Source organism: Pseudomonas sp. Ost2, assembly GCF_018326065.1.
GTDB lineage: Bacteria > Pseudomonadota > Gammaproteobacteria > Pseudomonadales > Pseudomonadaceae > Aquipseudomonas > Aquipseudomonas gingeri.
In genome coordinates, this window is record NZ_AP021904.1 from 1,515,169 (window position 1) to 1,533,090 (window position 17,922).

Genomic DNA, 17,922 nt, shown 5'->3' on the forward strand with positions numbered 1-17,922 from the left:
CATTAATCACCGGAACAGAGTAGTCTACCCAGTGATGGAGCACGTTAGTCCCCCCCCAATGGCGTCTCCTCCTTTACATTCACGCTCTACCAATAGCGTCCCAATTGAGTTATAGAAAAAAACCGTTCCAGTAAAATTGAGATACGTATAGGCAAATCTCACTCTCTGATACCCTCGCTTGAACGTCAGGCGCAAACGTTGTCTGCCCACATTTCCATCGCTCAAGACGATCGAACGTCCAGACTGCATATCCGGTACCTGGTTGCCTGTGTAATGAACTATCCCGGATTTTCCTCCCGATTCCGGCAGCAAGGTGATCGTCATCAGCGGGGTGTCCATGCTCTGTCCCGCCGTGATGCTCCGCACGGGCACCGTTTCGAATGTTTCGTAGTAGATTCTGGGCTGGTTTTGCGTAACCACGATACGATACGGAAAAACCGTTGCATTGGCCTCGACGCTGCTGTGGTCAAAGGTCACCTTGAACGTGGCTGATAGCGAGCTGGTATCGTGCAATCCTCTCAGGTAACTGGCTGGTACCGGTATTTCCGCGTAGCCGGTGCTGATCCACCCGGAGGAAACCGGAAAGGCTTCCCATAGGGTGTGATTGTTCGGCAGCCCTCCCAATCTCAACCAGACTTTCTGGCCCACAGCGATCAACGGCCAGGCGAGCAGGCGCATTTTTATGACTCTTCTGACATCGAGCGTACCTCCGGTCACTTCGACATTGTCCGCATAGAACTTGGGCCTTGGCAGGTCGCTGTCATTGAACCGGGAAACACTGACCTGCAAGGTATCGGAGACTGTCGTGGCCCCGCCGCGCTCCACGCTGTAGCTCACCTGGCAATCGCCACCGATGGCCGCCGCCACCGCGCTGCTCGGTGCTGTGAAGTCCACCTGGCCCGAGGTCGAGCCGGGCTTGGGCAGGATGCCTGGCGTACCGATGCCGGGCTTGCCGATCCAATGCACGGTGATATTGTCGCTGGGATACATCGGGCTGTACTCGACCCGGATCGTGACCACCGGCGGGGAGTCGACATGCAGCGGATTGATCGTCGCGGTATCGGGACCGGTCACCGTACTTTCCAGCACATGAGGCACGGGCAGCTCCAGCGCACTGCCGACCTTCATGATGAAGGGGTGGGAAAAGCGGATCCGCTGACCAGCTCGCGCCAGGGTGTAGTACAGGCGCATCGAGCGGTCGAGGTTGGGCAGGATGTACTGGCGCTTGAGGGTGAAGGGCAGGTCCCGGCCGACCCAGGGTGCCGTCACGGGAAAGCTGAAGGGCGGTGCGCTGCCGCCGGGTGCACTGCCCTCGGCGTGGAGGTTGATGATGTCATTTTCGATGATGTCCACGTTCGCCTTGACCAGCACCCTGGCATCGAAGAGCGATACCTCGGGGTCGAAGACCTGATCGGGTGGCGGGGCTTCGTTCACCTCCACCGGTGGCAGCGAAGCCTGCGGTTCGCCCACATCGAGCAGCAGATCCTCGGACGGGATTTTACCCATCGCGTTTTCCACCCAGTAGTACAGCCGCAAGGTTCCGCCTTCGAGCCTGGCGATATCGCCATTGGGGCCATTCTGCAAACGGAAGACGATGTCGCCCTCACCGGCGATATCGTAGAGCTCATCGTAGTAGGACTGGCCATTGGCGAAGGTGCCGTCGAGTACCAGGGTGATCCGGTCGAACGGATCCTGGCCCAGATACTCCTTGATATTGACGATCAGGAAAGCGATGTCCGGCGGCAGTATATCGCCGGGGGCACCCTCTACCGTGGGGGCTGGCAGGCCGGTGCCGACTTCGCTGCCAGTGATATAGACGACCACGCTGCGCGAGCCACGGTTCGGGACGGAGGGGCGGATGCGTACATAGGAAATCTGCACCCGGCCCTTGATCAGGGCGCGGATCTCGGCGTTGGCCCAGGGGATTCGTGCCGTACGCCCCAGTTCATTGGTCGCGACGGGATGCTCGATATGGCGGACGACCGGCAGTCCCGCCGAAGTCTTGCCGCTGAGCCTTACCCGAATGGTATCGCCGACTGCAAAGTCCGCCCGGTGAACCGCCACGACGATGGTGGCATCGGCGCCGTCGAGCGCATCGGCATCGAGTTCATTGTGCTCGTCTGACTCTTCCACATAAGGCTCGTAGAGCAAGGGCTCGGCCTGATCGTCGAGACGCACTTCCAGCAGTTGCGCCGGTGACCAGCCATCGGAGTAGTTGCCGACCTCGTCGACCACCTCGTATTCGCAGACGTGCTCGCCGCTGCCGATCTTTTGCCAGTCGCCGGTATTGACCCAGAGGGTGATCGGGTCGGTGCTTTCGACTTCGCCCTCGGTGACCCGGTGCTCGATGATATGGCCGCCGATGCTCAGGCGGATGCGGTCACGCACTGCGCGGTTGATGTCCGGTGCCGGGTTGCTGACCGCCGGGTAGAAATCGATGCGGACCGGGACCGGGGTGATGATGTCGCCTTCGCCGACCCCAAAATCGATCAGGTCCTGGGGAAAGACCGGCATCGCCAGGTTTTCGTTGTAGTAGGTACTGGCGACGGGATTGCGGCCACCGGGGGAGACGGTATCGACCTTGAGACGAAAGCGCGCGGTTTCATCGGTGTTGCTACTCACCCGGGTCAGGCGAAAGAACACCGGGTCGGCCGGGCCGTCGGGCAAGCGTGCGCGGGGAATGAACAGCGGGATCTGGGCATTGTTGGCGGCCTCGATATCGCTGACGGTATGAAAGGCGACCGGAGTGACGGTGTCTCGGCAGAACAGTTCGATGAAGTCGTTTTCGGCCATGGGCCGGTAGGGCAGCAGGATGCACTGCAGACCCTTGTCCCGATGGGCATCGAGGGCCGCCCGGTTGATGCCGCCGTCGAAGCCGACCACAGGCGCGGTCTTGTTGGGAATGTAGAGTTCGAGCTCGTTGAAGGGCACGGGGGTGATAGGTTCTGGCTGGCTCAGGTCGAAGGTGCGCACAGGCAGCGGGTTGTCGACGAGGGATGTGGGATCGAGGCTGTCGTTCATGGTCGGGGTTCCTGACAAGTCACGGAAAAAGGCGACCCGAAAGCCCGGATGGCGAGTCGTAAAGACCATTCAACGCTGGGAGGGAGTGGCTGGCTAGCTGTCAGAAATGACAGTGGCGACGAGTGGTGGATGTCGAAAGACAGGGGAGAGCAGGGCTCCCCCCTGTCAGTGAGCGTGAGTTTGCTAACGCCTGTTGATGCCCGTTCCTCGCAACGGACTCAAGGCGATATTCACTCTTACTCCCTCATCATTGCACGCAGGCGAATGGAAGGGTTGTGCATATTAAACCCCTGGGTTCCCCACTGCATATTCCCGGTAAAGTTGTAATACCGCGGATCGCTATAAGGCGTCGAGGTCCAGTAAGCTGGCAGCGTGCCGTCATTCACCCAGGTGCCGGGGTAACTGCTAAATAGCGGGCCCCATTCACCCCACAAAGTTCCAACCATTCGGTTGGACGTAGCATTGGAGAATTGCTGGCTTGAAATCGCATTGGCGGGAACTGCGGTTGTACCGTAAAGCTGGGGTGATGGTCGTACATAAAGTTGTGGCACGGCCAACGTATGTGTAACGGTTACATTTCTCGCATCCGTGATCGTGAAGGTAATCGATGCGCCAGGTTTGGAATGGACGGTGACTCGCCCCTTGCCATCGATACTCGCGACCGCTGAATTCGAGGAAGTGAACTTCACGGGTCTGGCTCCGCCGGCAAACCCGATATCGAAAATGGCGCCGGGGAACAGCGTTCTCGGAAAGCCGCTGTTCAGAGCAAATGTGAAAGGCGCGGGAAGCGGATCGGTACCCCCGTGCGGGCTGGCGACCAGGTTGACCAGGCTCAACGGCAGTGTTGCGATCTTGAAGCGATAGGGCGGTGACACCTGCGTCTCGCCGAGCGTAATCGCCGTCAGCTCATAATCCCCATCCGCTAGTGCGGTGAGCGAGGTTTCCCAGGTTTTCTGACTGCCAACGGACGCTGTGGCAATAACTCCACCACGGTTGCGTATCTGCACCGTCGAGTTTTCACGGCCCGTGCCGTAGACCGTCAGGTTAACGCTGGAGGTGGTGCCGTTATCAGGTATAACACCCTCGGCGTCGGTGACACGGGTGATGCTCGGCGTTACAGAGGCGATTACGGTGAAAGTCCTGATGTCGGACGACAGCACCCCACCGACGACTTTGGCGATGAGGTCGTGTCGTTCGAGGGGCAGGTTGTTGATGTGATCGCTCCAGATTCCAGAAGCATTGACGCTGGTGGTCAAGATAACTGTCCCACCTCTGCGTACCTCGATGGTGGAGTTGGGCGTCGCGGTCCCGGACAGCGTCAGGCTTCTTTGATCGGTACTGCCATTGTGAGGTACCGAAGCCCCGGTAGAGGTGTGCACGCCAGTAATCTCCGGTCTCACCTCACGGATGACGGTAAAGGTGCGCGGCGGAGTGGACTCCGGATTGCTGCCATACAGGCCGCGCGCGGTGATGCTGTAGTCCTTGGCTGTCACCGTCAGCGCGGGTGTGCTCCAGGTTCCGTTGTCGTCAGCGGCGACCGTGCGCAGGACGTCGTTGCCGTCACGAATCTGCACCTGCTGTCTATTGGCGGCTGTGCCCGTGAGTGTCATGGTCGTCGTGATCACGCGGGTGCCATTGGTGATCTCGGTGCCGCCGGCATCCTTGATGGAGGTGATGGTCGGAATGACAGAGAGCTGATTTTGCACGGTCACGGTACGCGATGGGAAAGTCTTGGCATTGGCTTCGACGCTGCTGTGGTCAAGGGTCACCTTGAAGGTCGCTGTCAGCGAGCTGGTGTCGAGCAGCCCATTCAGGTAACTGGGCGGTACCGGTATTTCCGCAAAACCGTCCCTGACCCAGGCCGCTGAAACCTCGGCGTCCTCCCAGAGGGTGTAATTGTTCGGCTGCCCCGTCAGCCTCAACCAGACTCTCTGTCCCGCCGCTATCAACGGCCAGGAAGGCAGGCGCATTTTTATGGTCCTGGTGATATCGAGCGTGCCGCCGGTCACCTCGACATTGTCCGCATAGAACTTGGGTGTTGGCAGGTCGCCTTGATTGAACTCGGAAACACTGACCTGCAGGATTTGGGACGGGGTCGTGGCACCGCCGCGTTCCACGCTGTAGCTCACCTGGCAACCGCCACCGATGGCCGCCGCCACCGCGCTGCTCGGGGCCGTGAAGTCGACCTGGCCCGAGGCAAGACCCGGCTTGGGCTCGATGGCCGGTGTGCCGATCCCCGGCTTGCCGATCCAATGCACGGTGATGTTGTCGCTGGGGTACATCGGGCTATAGCGCACGCGAATGGTGACCATCGGTGGCGAGTCGACGTGCAGCGGATTGATCGTTGCGGTGTCAGGCCCGGTAATGGTGCTTTCCAGAATATGTGGTACGGGCAGCTCCAGCGCACTGCCGACCTTCATGATGAAGGGATGGGAAAAGCGGGGCCGTGCGCCAGCCCGGGCGAGGGTGTAGTACAGGTGCATCGAGCGGTCCAGGTTGGGCAGGATGTACTCGCGCTTGAGGGTGAAGGGCAGGTCCCGACCGACCCAGGTCGCGGTGACAGGGAAGACGAATACCGGTGCGCTGCCCCCGGCGACGCTACCCTCGGCGTGGAGGTTGATGATGTCGTTCTCGATGATGTCCACGTTCGCCTTGACCAGTACCCTGGCATCGAACGGCGACACCTCGGGGTCGAAAATGTGATCGGGCGGTGGCGCCTCATCCACCTCTACCGGTGGTAGCGAAGCCTGCGGTTCGCCGACATCGAGCAGCAGGTCCTCGGACGGGAATTTACCCATCTCGTTTTCCACCCAGTAGTAGAGACGCAAGGTCCCGCCTTCGAGCCGGGCGATATCGCCATTGGGACCGTTTTGCAAGTGGAAGACGATATCGCCGGTGCCGGCGATATCGTCGACTTCCTTGTAGTACGACCGGCCATTGGCATAGGTGCCGTCGAGCACCAGGGTGACCCGGTCGAAAGGATCCTGGCCCACATATTCCTTGATATGGACGATCAGGAAGGCGATATCCGGCGGCAATACATCGCCGGGCGCGCCCTCGACCGTGGGCGCCGGCAGGCCGGTGCCGACCTGGGTGCCGGTGATATAGACGATGACGCTACGCGAACCTCGCTCCAGGGCCGAGGAGCGGATCCGCACATAAGAGACCTGCACCCGCCCCTTGATCAGGGGCAGGATGTCGCTGTTCTTCCAGGGGATCCGCGCGGTGCGTCCCAGCTCGCTGGCGACCACGGTATGTTCGATATACCGGGTGACACGCTGGCCCTCGAATGTTCGGCCGTTGAGCCTGACCCGGACGATATCGTCGACGGCGAAGTCCGCCCGGTGAAGGGCGACGACAATCGTCGCGTCGGCGCCCTCGAGGGCATCGGCATCGAGCTCATTGTTCTCGTCGGATTCCTCCACATAGGGTTCGTAGAGCAAAGGCTCGGCCTGATCGTCCAGACGCACTTCAAGTAGCTGCGCCGGTGACCAGCCATCGGAGTAGTTGCCGACCTCGTCGACCACCTCGTATTCGCAGACATGTTCGCCGCTGCCGATCTTTTGCCAGTCACCGGTGTTGACCCGGAGGGTGATCGGGTCGGTGCTTTCGAATTCGCCCTCGGTGACCCGGTGCTCGATGATATAGCCGCCGATGCTCAGGCGGATGCGGTCACGCACGGCGCGGTTGATATCCGGTGCCGGGGGGCTGATCGCAGGATAAAAATCGATGCGGACCGGTACCGGAACCTCGATATCACCCTCGCCGACCCCAAAATCGATCAGGTCCTGGGGAAAGACCGGCATGGCCAGGTTTTCGTTGTAGTAGGTGCTGGCGACGGGATTGCGACCGCCTGGGGAGACGGTATCGACCTTGAGGCGAAAGCGCGCGGTTTCATCGTCGTTGCCACTCACCCGGGTCAGGTGAAAGAACACCGGATCGGCGGGGCCGTCGGGCAGGCGTGCGCGGGGGATGAACAGTGATATCTGCGCGTTGTTGGCGGCCTCGATATCGCTGACGGTATGAAAGGCCACAGGAGTGACGGTGTCTCGGCAGAACAGTTCGATGAAGTCGTTTTCGGCCATGGGCCGGTAGGGCAGCAGGATGCACTGCAGGCCCCTGTCCCGGTGGGCATCGAGGGCCGCCCGGTTGATGCCGCCGTCGAAGCCGACCACGGGCGCGGTCATATTGGGAATGTAGAGATCGAGCTCGTTGAAGGGCACGGGGGTGATAGGTTCTGGCTGGCTCAGGTCGAAGGTGCGTGCTTGCGATGGAGCGTCGCTGGGGAGCAGGGGATCAACGTAGTCGTTCATGGTCGGGTTCCTGACAAGTCACGGAAGAGGGCGACCCGAAAGCCCGGATGGCGAGTCGTAAAGACCATTCAACGTCGGGAGGGAGTGGCTGGCTAGCTGTCAGAAATGACAGTGGCGACGAGTGGTCTGTACCGGTGATTTCAAATTGAAAAGGGGAGTCTTATTCCCCTTTCAATTCTCTATCGCGGTCGCGTCAAGTGCTTGCCAGGAGGGGCTTTAACCAGATCGTTTATTCATAGTCCGCGAGGTGGAGGATGATTAAGTAACTGCCATCTTCTTCGAGTTTATGTTCCCTCAAGGTCACCAGCGAGCGTTTTCCTGGAGCTAGCTGGCCATTGATGACATCTCCTTGGACGGGGACGACTAAAACTTCTGCCTTTGCTTTAAACGCTGTTTTCTTGTTGCCTGCCATTACCACTATTTTAGTTGTCATAAAGACGCCTCTATGAAAAAAGTGATTGAGCCGGATTTGCTTTCACTGAGCGTTTTTTCATCCCTGAAAGTAGCAAGCCTGTTGAAGACTGCGCGTTGCACTGCCTCTCTCTGCTGGTACTCGGCGTGTCAGCGAATCAAAGAGGTATTTTCTGAGGCTTGGTGATTCATTCGACACCGAAGTGGCAGGAAGGGCTACCTGTCAGAAATGACAGTATCGACGAATGGTCATTGGAAAAAGAGTGTGAAACCGTTGGTCCACTTTACAGCCTTGCGCGGCTGAAACTGTCATTTCTGACAGTAGACATTCCCTCTCCCGAAACTTCAAATGACCTCAACGCGCAGTGGCGGCGGGCAGCCGATAGCCCATGTTCCGAACAGGAGTGTGCGTGATGAAAGAGCAACCGCTTGCCGAGCTCGACTTGCCCGAAGCCAAATTGCTGGATGCCGATGGCGGGCACCTCGACAGTCTTCTGGTGCCCCTGGACGGCACGCCTGTCGAAGTCCGATACCCCGATATGCTGCCGACCGACCTGATCCGCTTCTGCTGGCCGGGCCTGCTGCCGGATGAAGAGTTTGCCCCGATAGAGCCCGTGTACGGGAATGCCGAGGGCGTGGTCCAGTTCAGGGTGCCCTATGACTATGTCGGCTATGTCCTGGACATGTATGCCAGTTTTTTCTACACGGTGACCCGCGATGAAGAGACGTTCAAGTCGCGGGCGGACACGGTCAGGATCACGCGACCGAGCACCTTTCCGCTTCTGCACCTTGTGCCGTTGATCGACAATACCCTGTTCCTGTCGGCGCTGAGTGACGATCATTTCACGTTGCAGATGGACCCCTGGCCGTTTATCACGTCGGACTGCCGGGTCACGGTGTGGGCGCATGTCGAAAAGCCCGGCGGTGAAAGAATCAACTTCCGTCTCGTGACACAGGAGCGGGTGACCGCGACGGATATCCGTGTCGGCTGGACTCGCCGGTTTTCCAGTGACGTATACGCCACGAGTCCTTCCGGCAGCATACTGTTCTTCGATTTGTTTGCCTCTTTCGGCGGCCAGTCCCACAGCATCCGGTTCCTTCCAGGGATAGCCTTTGTAGGGCTGAACAAGGACCCCCTGCCTACCCCGGAGGTACCGCAAGCACCGGACGGGCTGTTGGACCTTGAGGTTGTCCGCGGTGACCCACAATGCCGGGTCGCCCGCTGGCCTTTCGCCCAGACGGGGCAGCCGACATGGCTGCATGTCATCGGTGAGCTTGATGACGGAAGCTCATTGCGTATCGAGGTGTTGCTGGGCGAGCCGTTTGTTCCCGATGGCGAATTCCAGGGACTGAGCACTCTCCTGCCACGTGGAGCACTGAAACAGCTGCGCGATGGCAGTTACTTGTCTGTGCACTTTGGTGTCAACAGTCATGGCCCGGCCGATGAGAGTACCGCGATCTGGTTTCCGGAACTGCGGCTCAAGGTGCTTCAGGAAGCCCTCGAACTGATTGCGCCAAGCGTACTGCAGGCATCCGGTTCGCTGTTGAATCCGATCAATGCCATCGACGGCGCGACGGTGCGGGTTGCCTATGAGCACATGAGCATTCATCACATCATTCACCCTTTCTGGACAGGGCAGCCCGGATTGGGCACACCTGTCTTGGGCTCTGCGTCCGGGAGTCGTGACGGTCATGTCGATTTCCCCGTGCCGCCTTCGGCAGTGACGGCCAATCTCGGTACCACCGTAGAGGTCGGTTACTTCGTGGAGTACAGGGGGCAGACACTCCCGTCACCCGAGTTGTCCCTGCAGATCATGGCCCTGGCAGGGTTGCCGACTCCCGCGGTGAGCCAGGCCACCCTTGACGTATTGGATCTCAACACGTTCGAAGGCGATATCGAGTGCACGGTGGAGCCTTGGGACTTCATTGCCCGGGACCAACCCTGCTGGCTGTGGATCACGGGAGAATTGGAGGATGGTTCTCCCCATGTTCTCGAGGTGCTTGAGGGCGAACCCCTGCCGGCCGAAGGCGTGGTGCAAGGAGTGGTTGCGGGAGTGTTGCGGCACGAACTGGAGAAACTGGCGGATTGCAGCACGCTGACGGTGTATTTCGCGGTCAACTTCGATGGTCGCTCGGACAAGTCGTCGGCAGTCGTTTTTCCGCTGCTGGAGCTGCACCTTGTGCAAGAGAACCTGACGTTGCACGAGCCCTCGGTGCTGGAGGCGGTAGGCTCGACGCTGACACCGTTCAATGCACAGGACGGGGCCACCGTACGGGTGGAGTATGAGCGGATGAATGCTCGGCAGAGCATCCAGGTCCGCTGGCAACGTCCCGATGGCAGTTTTGTGCCGATTGACGCCCAGGACGGCAACAGTGATCCGGGTCATGTCGATTTCCATGTACCACGCGAAGCAGTGATTGCCGGAATGGGCAAGACCGTCCCCGTCAGTTATTCGGTGACCAGCCCGTGCAAGAATGCCACCTCGCCCTTGCTCCGGTTGAACATCCTGCTGCCCACGCGCCTGCCTGCGCCGGTGGTACGACAGGCGGCCGGAGGCGTTCTGGATCTGCGGACTTTTGTTGGCAATGCCGATATCACGGTTGAAAAATGGTGGTTCATCCTGGCCGGGCAGAAGTGCTGGTTGCGTGGGGTCGGGACTTTGCAAAATGGCAGTAACTACACCTTCACGGTCATCAATGGCGCGGCCGTGACGTTGGATGAGGTGGGCAAGGGGCTGCACAGGATCTTGCAGCGGACGGTTCTCGACTCATTGAAAAATCAAAGCGAGCTGACCTTTACCTGCAAGGTCACCGCCGATGGCAGCACTCAGGAAAGCCAGGCGATCAGCTTTGTGCCGCTGACGTTGAAGGTGCTCAGGGCGGTCATCGACTACGAAAGATTCGAGACGGTCCCCTTGAAGAAGATCACGGCGGGGCAAAGCATCGAGGCGCCGACGATGACGGTTACCTTGTTGCCCGACTCTCGGGGAGAGGCCGGGATAATCCAATACACCGACAACAACAATCCGGACATGGTCTCCGGGCACTCGCTCGCCATGAGCATTGCAAACTCGGGAACACAGCGTGCGCGCCTGGCGCTCAAGCTGGAGTACCTGCGGGTCAGATTTTCCTTCATGTACCTCAATCTGTCCGCGACGATCTTTTTCTATAACAAACAGGGGCGGCTCCTGGAAGAGCGTGCTCTCACAGGAGGAGGAACGGGGGTCATCAATTATTGGGTCGACTACTCTGCGCCCGTGGGTGAACGCATTGCCTCCGTGGAAGTGGTCAGTAACGATTACATCATCATGGACTTCTTTACCCTGTGGGGCTGAGTACACTGAGTCTGTCTGACAAGAAACGGGGGAACGCGATGTTCCCCCGTTCAGGAGGAACACGGGACCTGAGGCATGGTCCCGCAGCGTGGAACGGCAGTGAAAACCCGTCGGTCGGTTTTCCTCTTATTTAAGGTCAAGACTGTCATTTCTGACAGTAGACATTACCCCTTCCCGGAACTTCAAATAAGGTCAACGCGCAGTGGCGGTGGGCGGCCGATGGCCCATGTTCCGAGCAGGAGTCGTCCTGATGAAAGAAACACCGCTTGCCGAGCTCGATTTGCCCGAAGCCAAATTGCTGGATGCCGATGGCGGGCGCCTTGACAGTCTTCTGGTGCCATTGGACGGTACGCCTGTCGAGGTCCGATACCCCGACATGCTGCCGACCGACCTGATCCGCTTCTGCTGGCCGGGCCTGCTGCCGGATGAAGAGTTTGCCCCGATAGAGCCCGTGTACGGGAATGCCGAGGGCGTGGTCCATTTCACGGTGCCCTATGACTATGTCGGGTATGTCCTGGACATGTATGCCCGTTTTTTCTACACGGTGACCCGCGATGAAGAGACGTTCAAGTCGCAGGTGGCCGATGTCAGGGTCGCGCGGCAGAGCACGTTCCCGCCGCAGAAAATATTGCCAGTGTTCGACAATACCCTGTTTCTGTCAGCGCTGAGCGACGATCATTTCATCCTCCAAATCGATGCCTGGCCGTTTATTACGTCGGACTGCCGGGTTACGGTATGGACTCATATCGAGAAGCCTGACGGCGAAAGAGACTACTTTCGGCTCCAGCACCGAGAACCGGTGACCGAGGTGGATATCCGTTTTGGCTGGCAACGCAGGTTTCCCAGTGACGTATACGCCACGTACCCTTCCGGCAGCATTCTCCACTTCGTTTTTCTTATGTCTTTCGGTGGGCAATCCCACGACATCATGTTCTGGCCGGGAATATCGTTTATCACGCTGAACAAGGACCCGCTGCCCGCTCCAAAAGTCGCCCAGGCCCGCGAAGGCATGCTCGATATCCGCACATTCGACGGCGATGCCGAGTGCACCGTGGCGCCCTGGCCGTTTATCCAGGCCGGGCAAAAGGTCTGGTTGCAGGCCACGGGGACCCGGCGCGACGGCAGCCTGCTCGAGATCGTGCTGATGCAGGGCGAAACGGTCACGGAAAGCGAGGTGGGCGAAGGGCTGAATCGTCCGCTGCCGCGTGAGGACCTGGAGCAGCTGGCCGATCTGAGCCTGCTGACGGTCACTTGCAAGATTGACCATGGGCAGGGCGATGCCATTAGCCTGAAACCGCTGGAGCTGACGATGCATGTGCCGGTCAGGCTGGTCCTGCCGCCGCCCAGTGTCCGTGAATCGACCCAGGACGGGACCGACGGCTGGCTGCTGAATCCGGTCAACACCACCGAGGGTGCAACCATCGTGGTGGCCTATAGCGGCATGAGCGCGGGAGATTGGGTCTGTCCCGCCTGGGAGGGTACGCCCGGGGCCGGTTCGCCGGCGCTCGAGTGCGGTGAGGTACGGGAAGGCGAAACGTCCATCGAGTTCCGGGTACCGCCGTCGGCCATCAGTGCGAACTTGCTCCAGACGGTCACGGTGTCCTATAGCGTGACGCAAAGCTCGGGCGTGTTCTGGCCCTCACCGCCGCGCCGGGTGACGGTGCTCGATATCAGCCAACTGCCGACACCGATGGTGGAGCAAGCCACTGCCGGCAAGCTGGACCTCAATACCTTTGCCGGGGATGCCGATTGTGTGGTCGAACCCTGGGACTACCGGGTGCTTGGACAGCCTTGCTGGCTCTGGGTGACCGGCGAGCTGGAGGATGGCAGCCCCTACAGCTTTCAGGTGCTCGCCGGCGAACCGCTGGATGCCGAGTGGCTGGAGAAGGGCGTGAGCAGCCTGCTGCCGCGTGCCCAACTGCAAAAGCTGGCGGACTGCAGTCGATTCGAGGTGCACTTCGCGGTGAATTTCAACGGGATTGCCGATAAGCCCACGGCCACGCTGTTCCCGACCCTGACGCTGGAAATCACCCAGGAGGATTGGGTCCTGAAGGCGCCCACTGTCCGTGAGGCCGTCGGTTCGCTCCTGACCGTCTACAACGGCAGGGACGGGGTGACGCTGCGGGTGGAATACGAGGCCATCAATGCCCGGCACAGCATTCAGCCCTGCTGGCAACGCGATACCGGGGGCTGCCTGCCGCTGGAGCCGAAACCCGGTAACGACGAACCGGGGCATGTCGATTTTCATATTCCGCGCGAGGCGGTGATCCAGGGGATCGGCAAGACGATACCGATCCGCTATACCGTCACCGGCCGCTGCAAGGTGGCGACTTCTCCGGATCTCGATCTGCAGATCAGCGTGCCCGTCCGGTTGCCGACACCGGTGGTGCCGCAGGCGACCCGAGGCATTCTCGACGTGCGTACCTTTATCGGCGATGCCACGATCACGGTGGAACCGTGGTGGTTCATCCAGCCGGGGCAGAAGGTCTGGTTGACGGGCCTCGGGGTCGGGAAGAAGGGCAATCCGGTGATCTTCAGGATCCTGCAGGGCGAGCCGGTGACGGCGAGCCAGGTCGGCAGTGGGCTGCGCTCGCCGGTGTCGCGTGCCCAGCTTGAGCAACTGGAAAACGTCAGCCCCCTGAGCTTCACCTGCAAGGTCACCGCCGATGGCAGTGCCAATGAAAGTGAGGCCGTGAGGTTCCCGGTACTGGAACTGACGGTACGCCTGCCCTTCGATGACCTGACCCCGTTTGACAACGGTGACTGGAACAGCTGGCTCAAAGGCCCCGCCGCGGCGGATCCCCGTGACCTGGTCATCAAGCACGAGGACGGTAACTGGTTCTTGTACAACTGGACGTACACGAATCAATCCAACGGTGTGTTTCTGTATCGAGACTACCGCGGCCTTGAACCGGGTATGAAATATGAGTTCAGTATTGCCATTCGACGCGTGAACGATGTGCCGAGCGCTCCCATAGTGTCTCTGTGGGTCGAGGGTAAATCATTGGTGGGACCTGTGACCATTTCTCATCAGAACTGGCAGACCTTGAAAGGTGTGTTTACCGCGACAGCCAGCACCATGCGCTTACAACTGTATAACCATGTCGCGACCGGGCTGGGGAACGATTACGCGGTGGACAATGTGCGAGTAAGGGAACTGGGGCTGTAAGGCTGATTCCAGCTTCTCCGGTTTCCCAGGACCTTTTGTCGGGACTGTCATTTTTGACAGTTTCCGGGGTGTTGATTTGTTGTTGGAATGGCCTGGGGAAATGAAGGCATGGGCACGGTGGATTACTGCCCATGTCGGATTTTCTTATATCTGGTTTTATTAAAGGAGTCAGGGTAATGACGGATTCAACAGAAGTGATTAAATATACTTTGCCACAACCTCATCTTCTTGAACTTTCAGGTGATGTGCTTCACGTCCCGGATCTGGGAGGAGGGCCTGCCACCGCAGAGGTCAGGTACGATGGTATCAAGGCAGGGGACTCCATTCTTCTTGTGGGGGATAGACTTGTAGATCGTTTCCAAATTCCCCATACGGTTTCCGCGTCTGAAGCGTCAAGCGGCAAGGCGACAATAAAGATTGAAAATCGCCATTTTTTGTATTGGGGAGAGCATCTCGATCTCATAAACCTCTATTACGTCGTAAGTAATGTCGGTGAGTCAGTTCGACTTCTCTTTAGATTAACCTACTGACAAATGAAACCAACAGGCGCCAGATCCAGGTGGATAGGCGGTTTTCCTGAAACTCTTTCCTTGCTGATGACTCGGCATTGATCCGCAAGGAAAGGGTTGCTCGACCTGCAAGCCAGGCAGTCCCTCAAGCCTGCCGGCTCCAATAGCGAAACAACGGTTCCGCCAGAAACAGCACGAACAACAAGCGCATCACCTGCATCGCCGTCACCAGCGGCACCGACAGTTGCAGGGTCTCGGCGGTCAGGCTCATTTCCGCGATACCGCCGGGCATCATGCCCAGGGTCAGCGAACGCAGATCGAGGTGGGTCAGCGCACTCAGGGCCCAGGCCGAGAGGCTGGCGATCAGCATGGTCAAGGCGGTGCCGATCAGTGTACGGCCCATGAACGAGGGCGCGCGGCGAAAGAACTCGCGATTGAAATGACAACCCAGGCCGCTGCCGATCAGCCACTGGCCGATCTGGCTGCCACCGTTGGGCAGGCCGATATGCAGGTCCCAGGCGATGCTCACCGTCGCACTCACCAGCAACGGTCCGAACAACCATGGATTGGGCTGGCGCAAGCGCTGCCAGAGCCAGGCGAGCAGGGCGCCCAGGGGGAACAGCGCGGCCAGCCAGCGCCAGTCGACGACACTCGCACCGCCCAGCGGCACGCCATCGCCGAGCAGGTACTTGAAGGCGGCCGGTACGCACAGCACCACCACCAGCACCCGCAGGCTCTGTCCCGCCGCGACCCGGCTGAGCACCGCGCCATTGCGCGCGCCGAGGTTGACCATCTCCCCGGAGCCGCCCGGCATGCTGGAGAAGAACGCCGTGGCGCGATCCTCGCCGGTGCGCCGCAGCAACCAGACGCCGAGTACGCTGGAGAGGCTGGTGACCAGCGCGCCGAAAAAGATCAGGCCGAAATGCGCCAGGACCTGCTCCATCACCACCGGGGTGAAGTGCAGGCCGATGCCGATGCCGACCACCCACTGGCCGGTCTTGCGCCCGCCGGGGATTTCCGCCAGTTGCCAGGGAGTCAGGCAGCGCACCAGGATGATCGCCAGCAACGAGCCGACCATCCACGGCAGCGGCCAGCCGACCTGGCTGGCGAGGTAACCGCCGACCAGGCCGACCAGCGGCGTTCCCCACCAGTCCCTGAAGGTTTTCTCACGCATTGGCCAGGGCACGACGCTGGGCGGCACGCTTGCGCCAGATGCGCAGCAGCGGCATCGACAGCATGATGAAGGTCAGGACCCAGACGCCGAGGCTGATCGGGCTCGACCAGAGGATCTCCAGCGCACCGTTGGAAATCGACAGCGCCCGGCGCAGGTTCGACTCCATCAGCCCGCCGAGGATAAAGCCCAGCAGTACCGGCGACAGCGGGAAGTCCAGCTTGCGCAGGATGTAGCCGAAGATGCCGATGCCGATCATCAGGAACAGGTCGAAGGTGGTGGCGTGCACCGCGTAGACGCCGATCGCGGTGATGATGGCGATCACCGGCACCAGCGCCCAGTTCGGCACGGCGAGGATGCGGGTGAAGATGCGGATCATCGGGATATTGAGGATCACCAGCATGATGTTGGCGATGAACAGCGAGGCGATCAGGCCCCAGACGATATCCGGTTGCTGCTGGAACAGCAGCGGCCCCGGGGTGATGTTGTACAGCGACAGGGCACCGATCATCACCGCGGTGGTACCCGAGCCGGGGACACCGAGGGTCAGCATCGGCACCAGCGCGCCACAGGCCGAGGCGCCGATGGCGGTTTCCGGCGCGGCGAGGCCACGCTTGTCGCCCTGGCCGAAGGTCCCGCCGGCACCGGCGATGCGCTTCTCGGTCATGTAGGCCACGGCACTGGCGAGGGTCGCGCCGGCACCCGGCAACACGCCCATGATAAAGCCCAGCAGGCCGCAACGGATGTTCACCACGAACACCGACGCCGCTTCCTTGAAGTTGAACATCATCCGCCCGGTGGCTTTCACGGCCTCCTGGCCATGGTGGGTCTTTTCCAGCAGCAGAAGGATTTCGCTGATGGAGAACAGGCCCAGGACCAGCACGACGAACTGGATGCCGTCGGTGAGGTGGATATTGTCCCCGGTGAAGCGGTAGACGCCGCTGTTGGCATCGATCCCGACACTGGACAGGAACAGGCCGATCAGCGCCGCGATAAAGGTCTTCAGCGGTCGGTCGCCGGCCATGCCGCCGAGGCAGACAATGGCGAAGACCATCAGCACGAAGTACTCCGCCGGACCGAAGGCGATGGCCCATTTCGCCAGCAGCGGGGCGAACAGCACCATGCCGCAGGTGGCGATAAAGGCACCGATGAACGAGCTCCAGGCCGACAGCGACAGCGCCACGCCGGCCAGGCCCTGGCGGGCCATCGGGTAGCCGTCGAGGGTGGTCATCACGGTGGAGGCTTCACCAGGGATGTTGAGCAGGATCGAGCTGATCCGTCCGCCGTATTCGCAGCCCAGGTAGACCGCCGCCAGCAGGATCAGCGCCGATTCCGGCGGCAGGCCGAGGGCGAAGGCAATCGGGATCAGCAGGGCGACGCCGTTGATCGGGCCCAGGCCCGGCAACAGGCCGACCACGGTGCCGATCAGGGTGCCGCAGAGGGCGGTGACCAGGTTGTAGGGGCTGAGCGCGACGCCGAAGCCCTGGCCCAAATAGCTGAAAGTATCCATGTCAGTTCTCCAGAACGTCGAGCAGTCCGAGGGGCAGCGGCACGTCCATGGCTTTATCGAACAGCAGATAAAGCCCGACGCTCATCAGGCTGATGATCACCACGCTGGGCAGCCAGCGACCGCCGTACAGGCGTGCCATCGGCACGCCGATCAGGATGCTGCTGAGGATGAAGCCCAACGGCTCGAAGGTGCCGGCGAACACCAGCAGCAGTGCGGTGCAGATGCCGATCTTGGTCAGGGTCTGGCGGTCCAGTGGTGGCTCGTCGTCGTTGTGCTTGATCGGTGCCGGACGGAACAGCATGTACAACAGCGCCAGGCCCATCAGGCCGAGCATCAGCAGCGGGTAGGCCCGCGGTCCCACCGGTTCATAGGAAAATGCGGCCTGGTAGGGCCAGGCCATCAGCGCCAGGCCGGCGCAGGCCAGCAGCAGCGTGAAGGCGAAAATGCGTTGCAAGAGCATGACGGACTCCTGGGCCACGCCGC

General features: G+C 60.4%; 9 protein-coding genes. 3 read left to right on the forward strand and 6 right to left on the reverse strand.

The window, feature by feature from the left end; all coding sequences use genetic code 11:
- Positions 1-24: 24 nt before the first annotated feature.
- The 3 genes from KI243_RS06610 to KI243_RS06620 form a co-directional block, all read right to left on the reverse strand.
- Complete coding sequence (locus KI243_RS06610; protein ID WP_212810630.1) at positions 25-3,021, reverse strand: hypothetical protein; 2,997 nt, start codon at positions 3,019-3,021, stop codon at positions 25-27.
- A gap of 236 nt (positions 3,022-3,257) precedes the next feature.
- On the reverse strand, positions 3,258-7,334 hold the full coding sequence (locus KI243_RS06615; RefSeq protein WP_212810631.1) for a hypothetical protein: 4,077 nt from the start codon (positions 7,332-7,334) through the stop codon (positions 3,258-3,260).
- Positions 7,335-7,563: 229 nt separating this feature from the next.
- Positions 7,564-7,767 carry a hypothetical protein gene (locus KI243_RS06620; RefSeq protein ID WP_177085765.1) on the reverse strand — a complete coding sequence of 68 codons (204 nt, stop codon included), beginning with the start codon at positions 7,765-7,767 and terminating at the stop codon, positions 7,564-7,566.
- A 391-nt stretch (positions 7,768-8,158) separates the two neighbouring features.
- On the opposite strand from KI243_RS06620, the gene KI243_RS06625 reads away from it, so the two are divergent.
- The 3 genes from KI243_RS06625 (at position 8,159) to KI243_RS06635 (ending at position 14,779) form a co-directional block, all read left to right on the forward strand.
- Entirely contained in the window at positions 8,159-11,080 is a 2,922-nt protein-coding gene (locus KI243_RS06625) for a hypothetical protein (RefSeq protein WP_212810632.1), read from the forward strand.
- A 250-nt stretch (positions 11,081-11,330) separates the two neighbouring features.
- Positions 11,331-14,249, forward strand: a complete 2,919-nt coding sequence (locus tag KI243_RS06630) for a hypothetical protein (protein ID WP_212810633.1) — start codon at positions 11,331-11,333, stop codon at positions 14,247-14,249.
- Between the two features lie 176 nt (positions 14,250-14,425).
- Complete coding sequence (locus KI243_RS06635; RefSeq protein ID WP_212810634.1) at positions 14,426-14,779, forward strand: hypothetical protein; 354 nt, start codon at positions 14,426-14,428, stop codon at positions 14,777-14,779.
- A gap of 124 nt (positions 14,780-14,903) precedes the next feature.
- Here KI243_RS06635 and KI243_RS06640 read toward each other — a convergent pair whose 3' ends face one another.
- The 3 genes from KI243_RS06640 to KI243_RS06650 are packed head-to-tail and all read right to left on the reverse strand — an operon-like array spanning position 14,904 to position 17,899.
- Entirely contained in the window at positions 14,904-15,932 is a 1,029-nt protein-coding gene (locus KI243_RS06640) for an AbrB family transcriptional regulator (protein WP_212810635.1), read from the reverse strand.
- A complete protein-coding gene (locus tag KI243_RS06645) occupies positions 15,925-17,439 on the reverse strand; it encodes a tripartite tricarboxylate transporter permease (RefSeq protein WP_177085775.1) in 1,515 nt (504 codons plus the stop codon). The genes KI243_RS06640 and KI243_RS06645 overlap by 8 nt, the downstream gene beginning before the upstream one ends.
- A gap of 1 nt (position 17,440) precedes the next feature.
- Positions 17,441-17,899, reverse strand: a complete 459-nt coding sequence (locus tag KI243_RS06650) for a tripartite tricarboxylate transporter TctB family protein (RefSeq protein WP_177085777.1) — start codon at positions 17,897-17,899, stop codon at positions 17,441-17,443.
- Between the last annotated feature and the right edge of the window lie 23 nt (positions 17,900-17,922).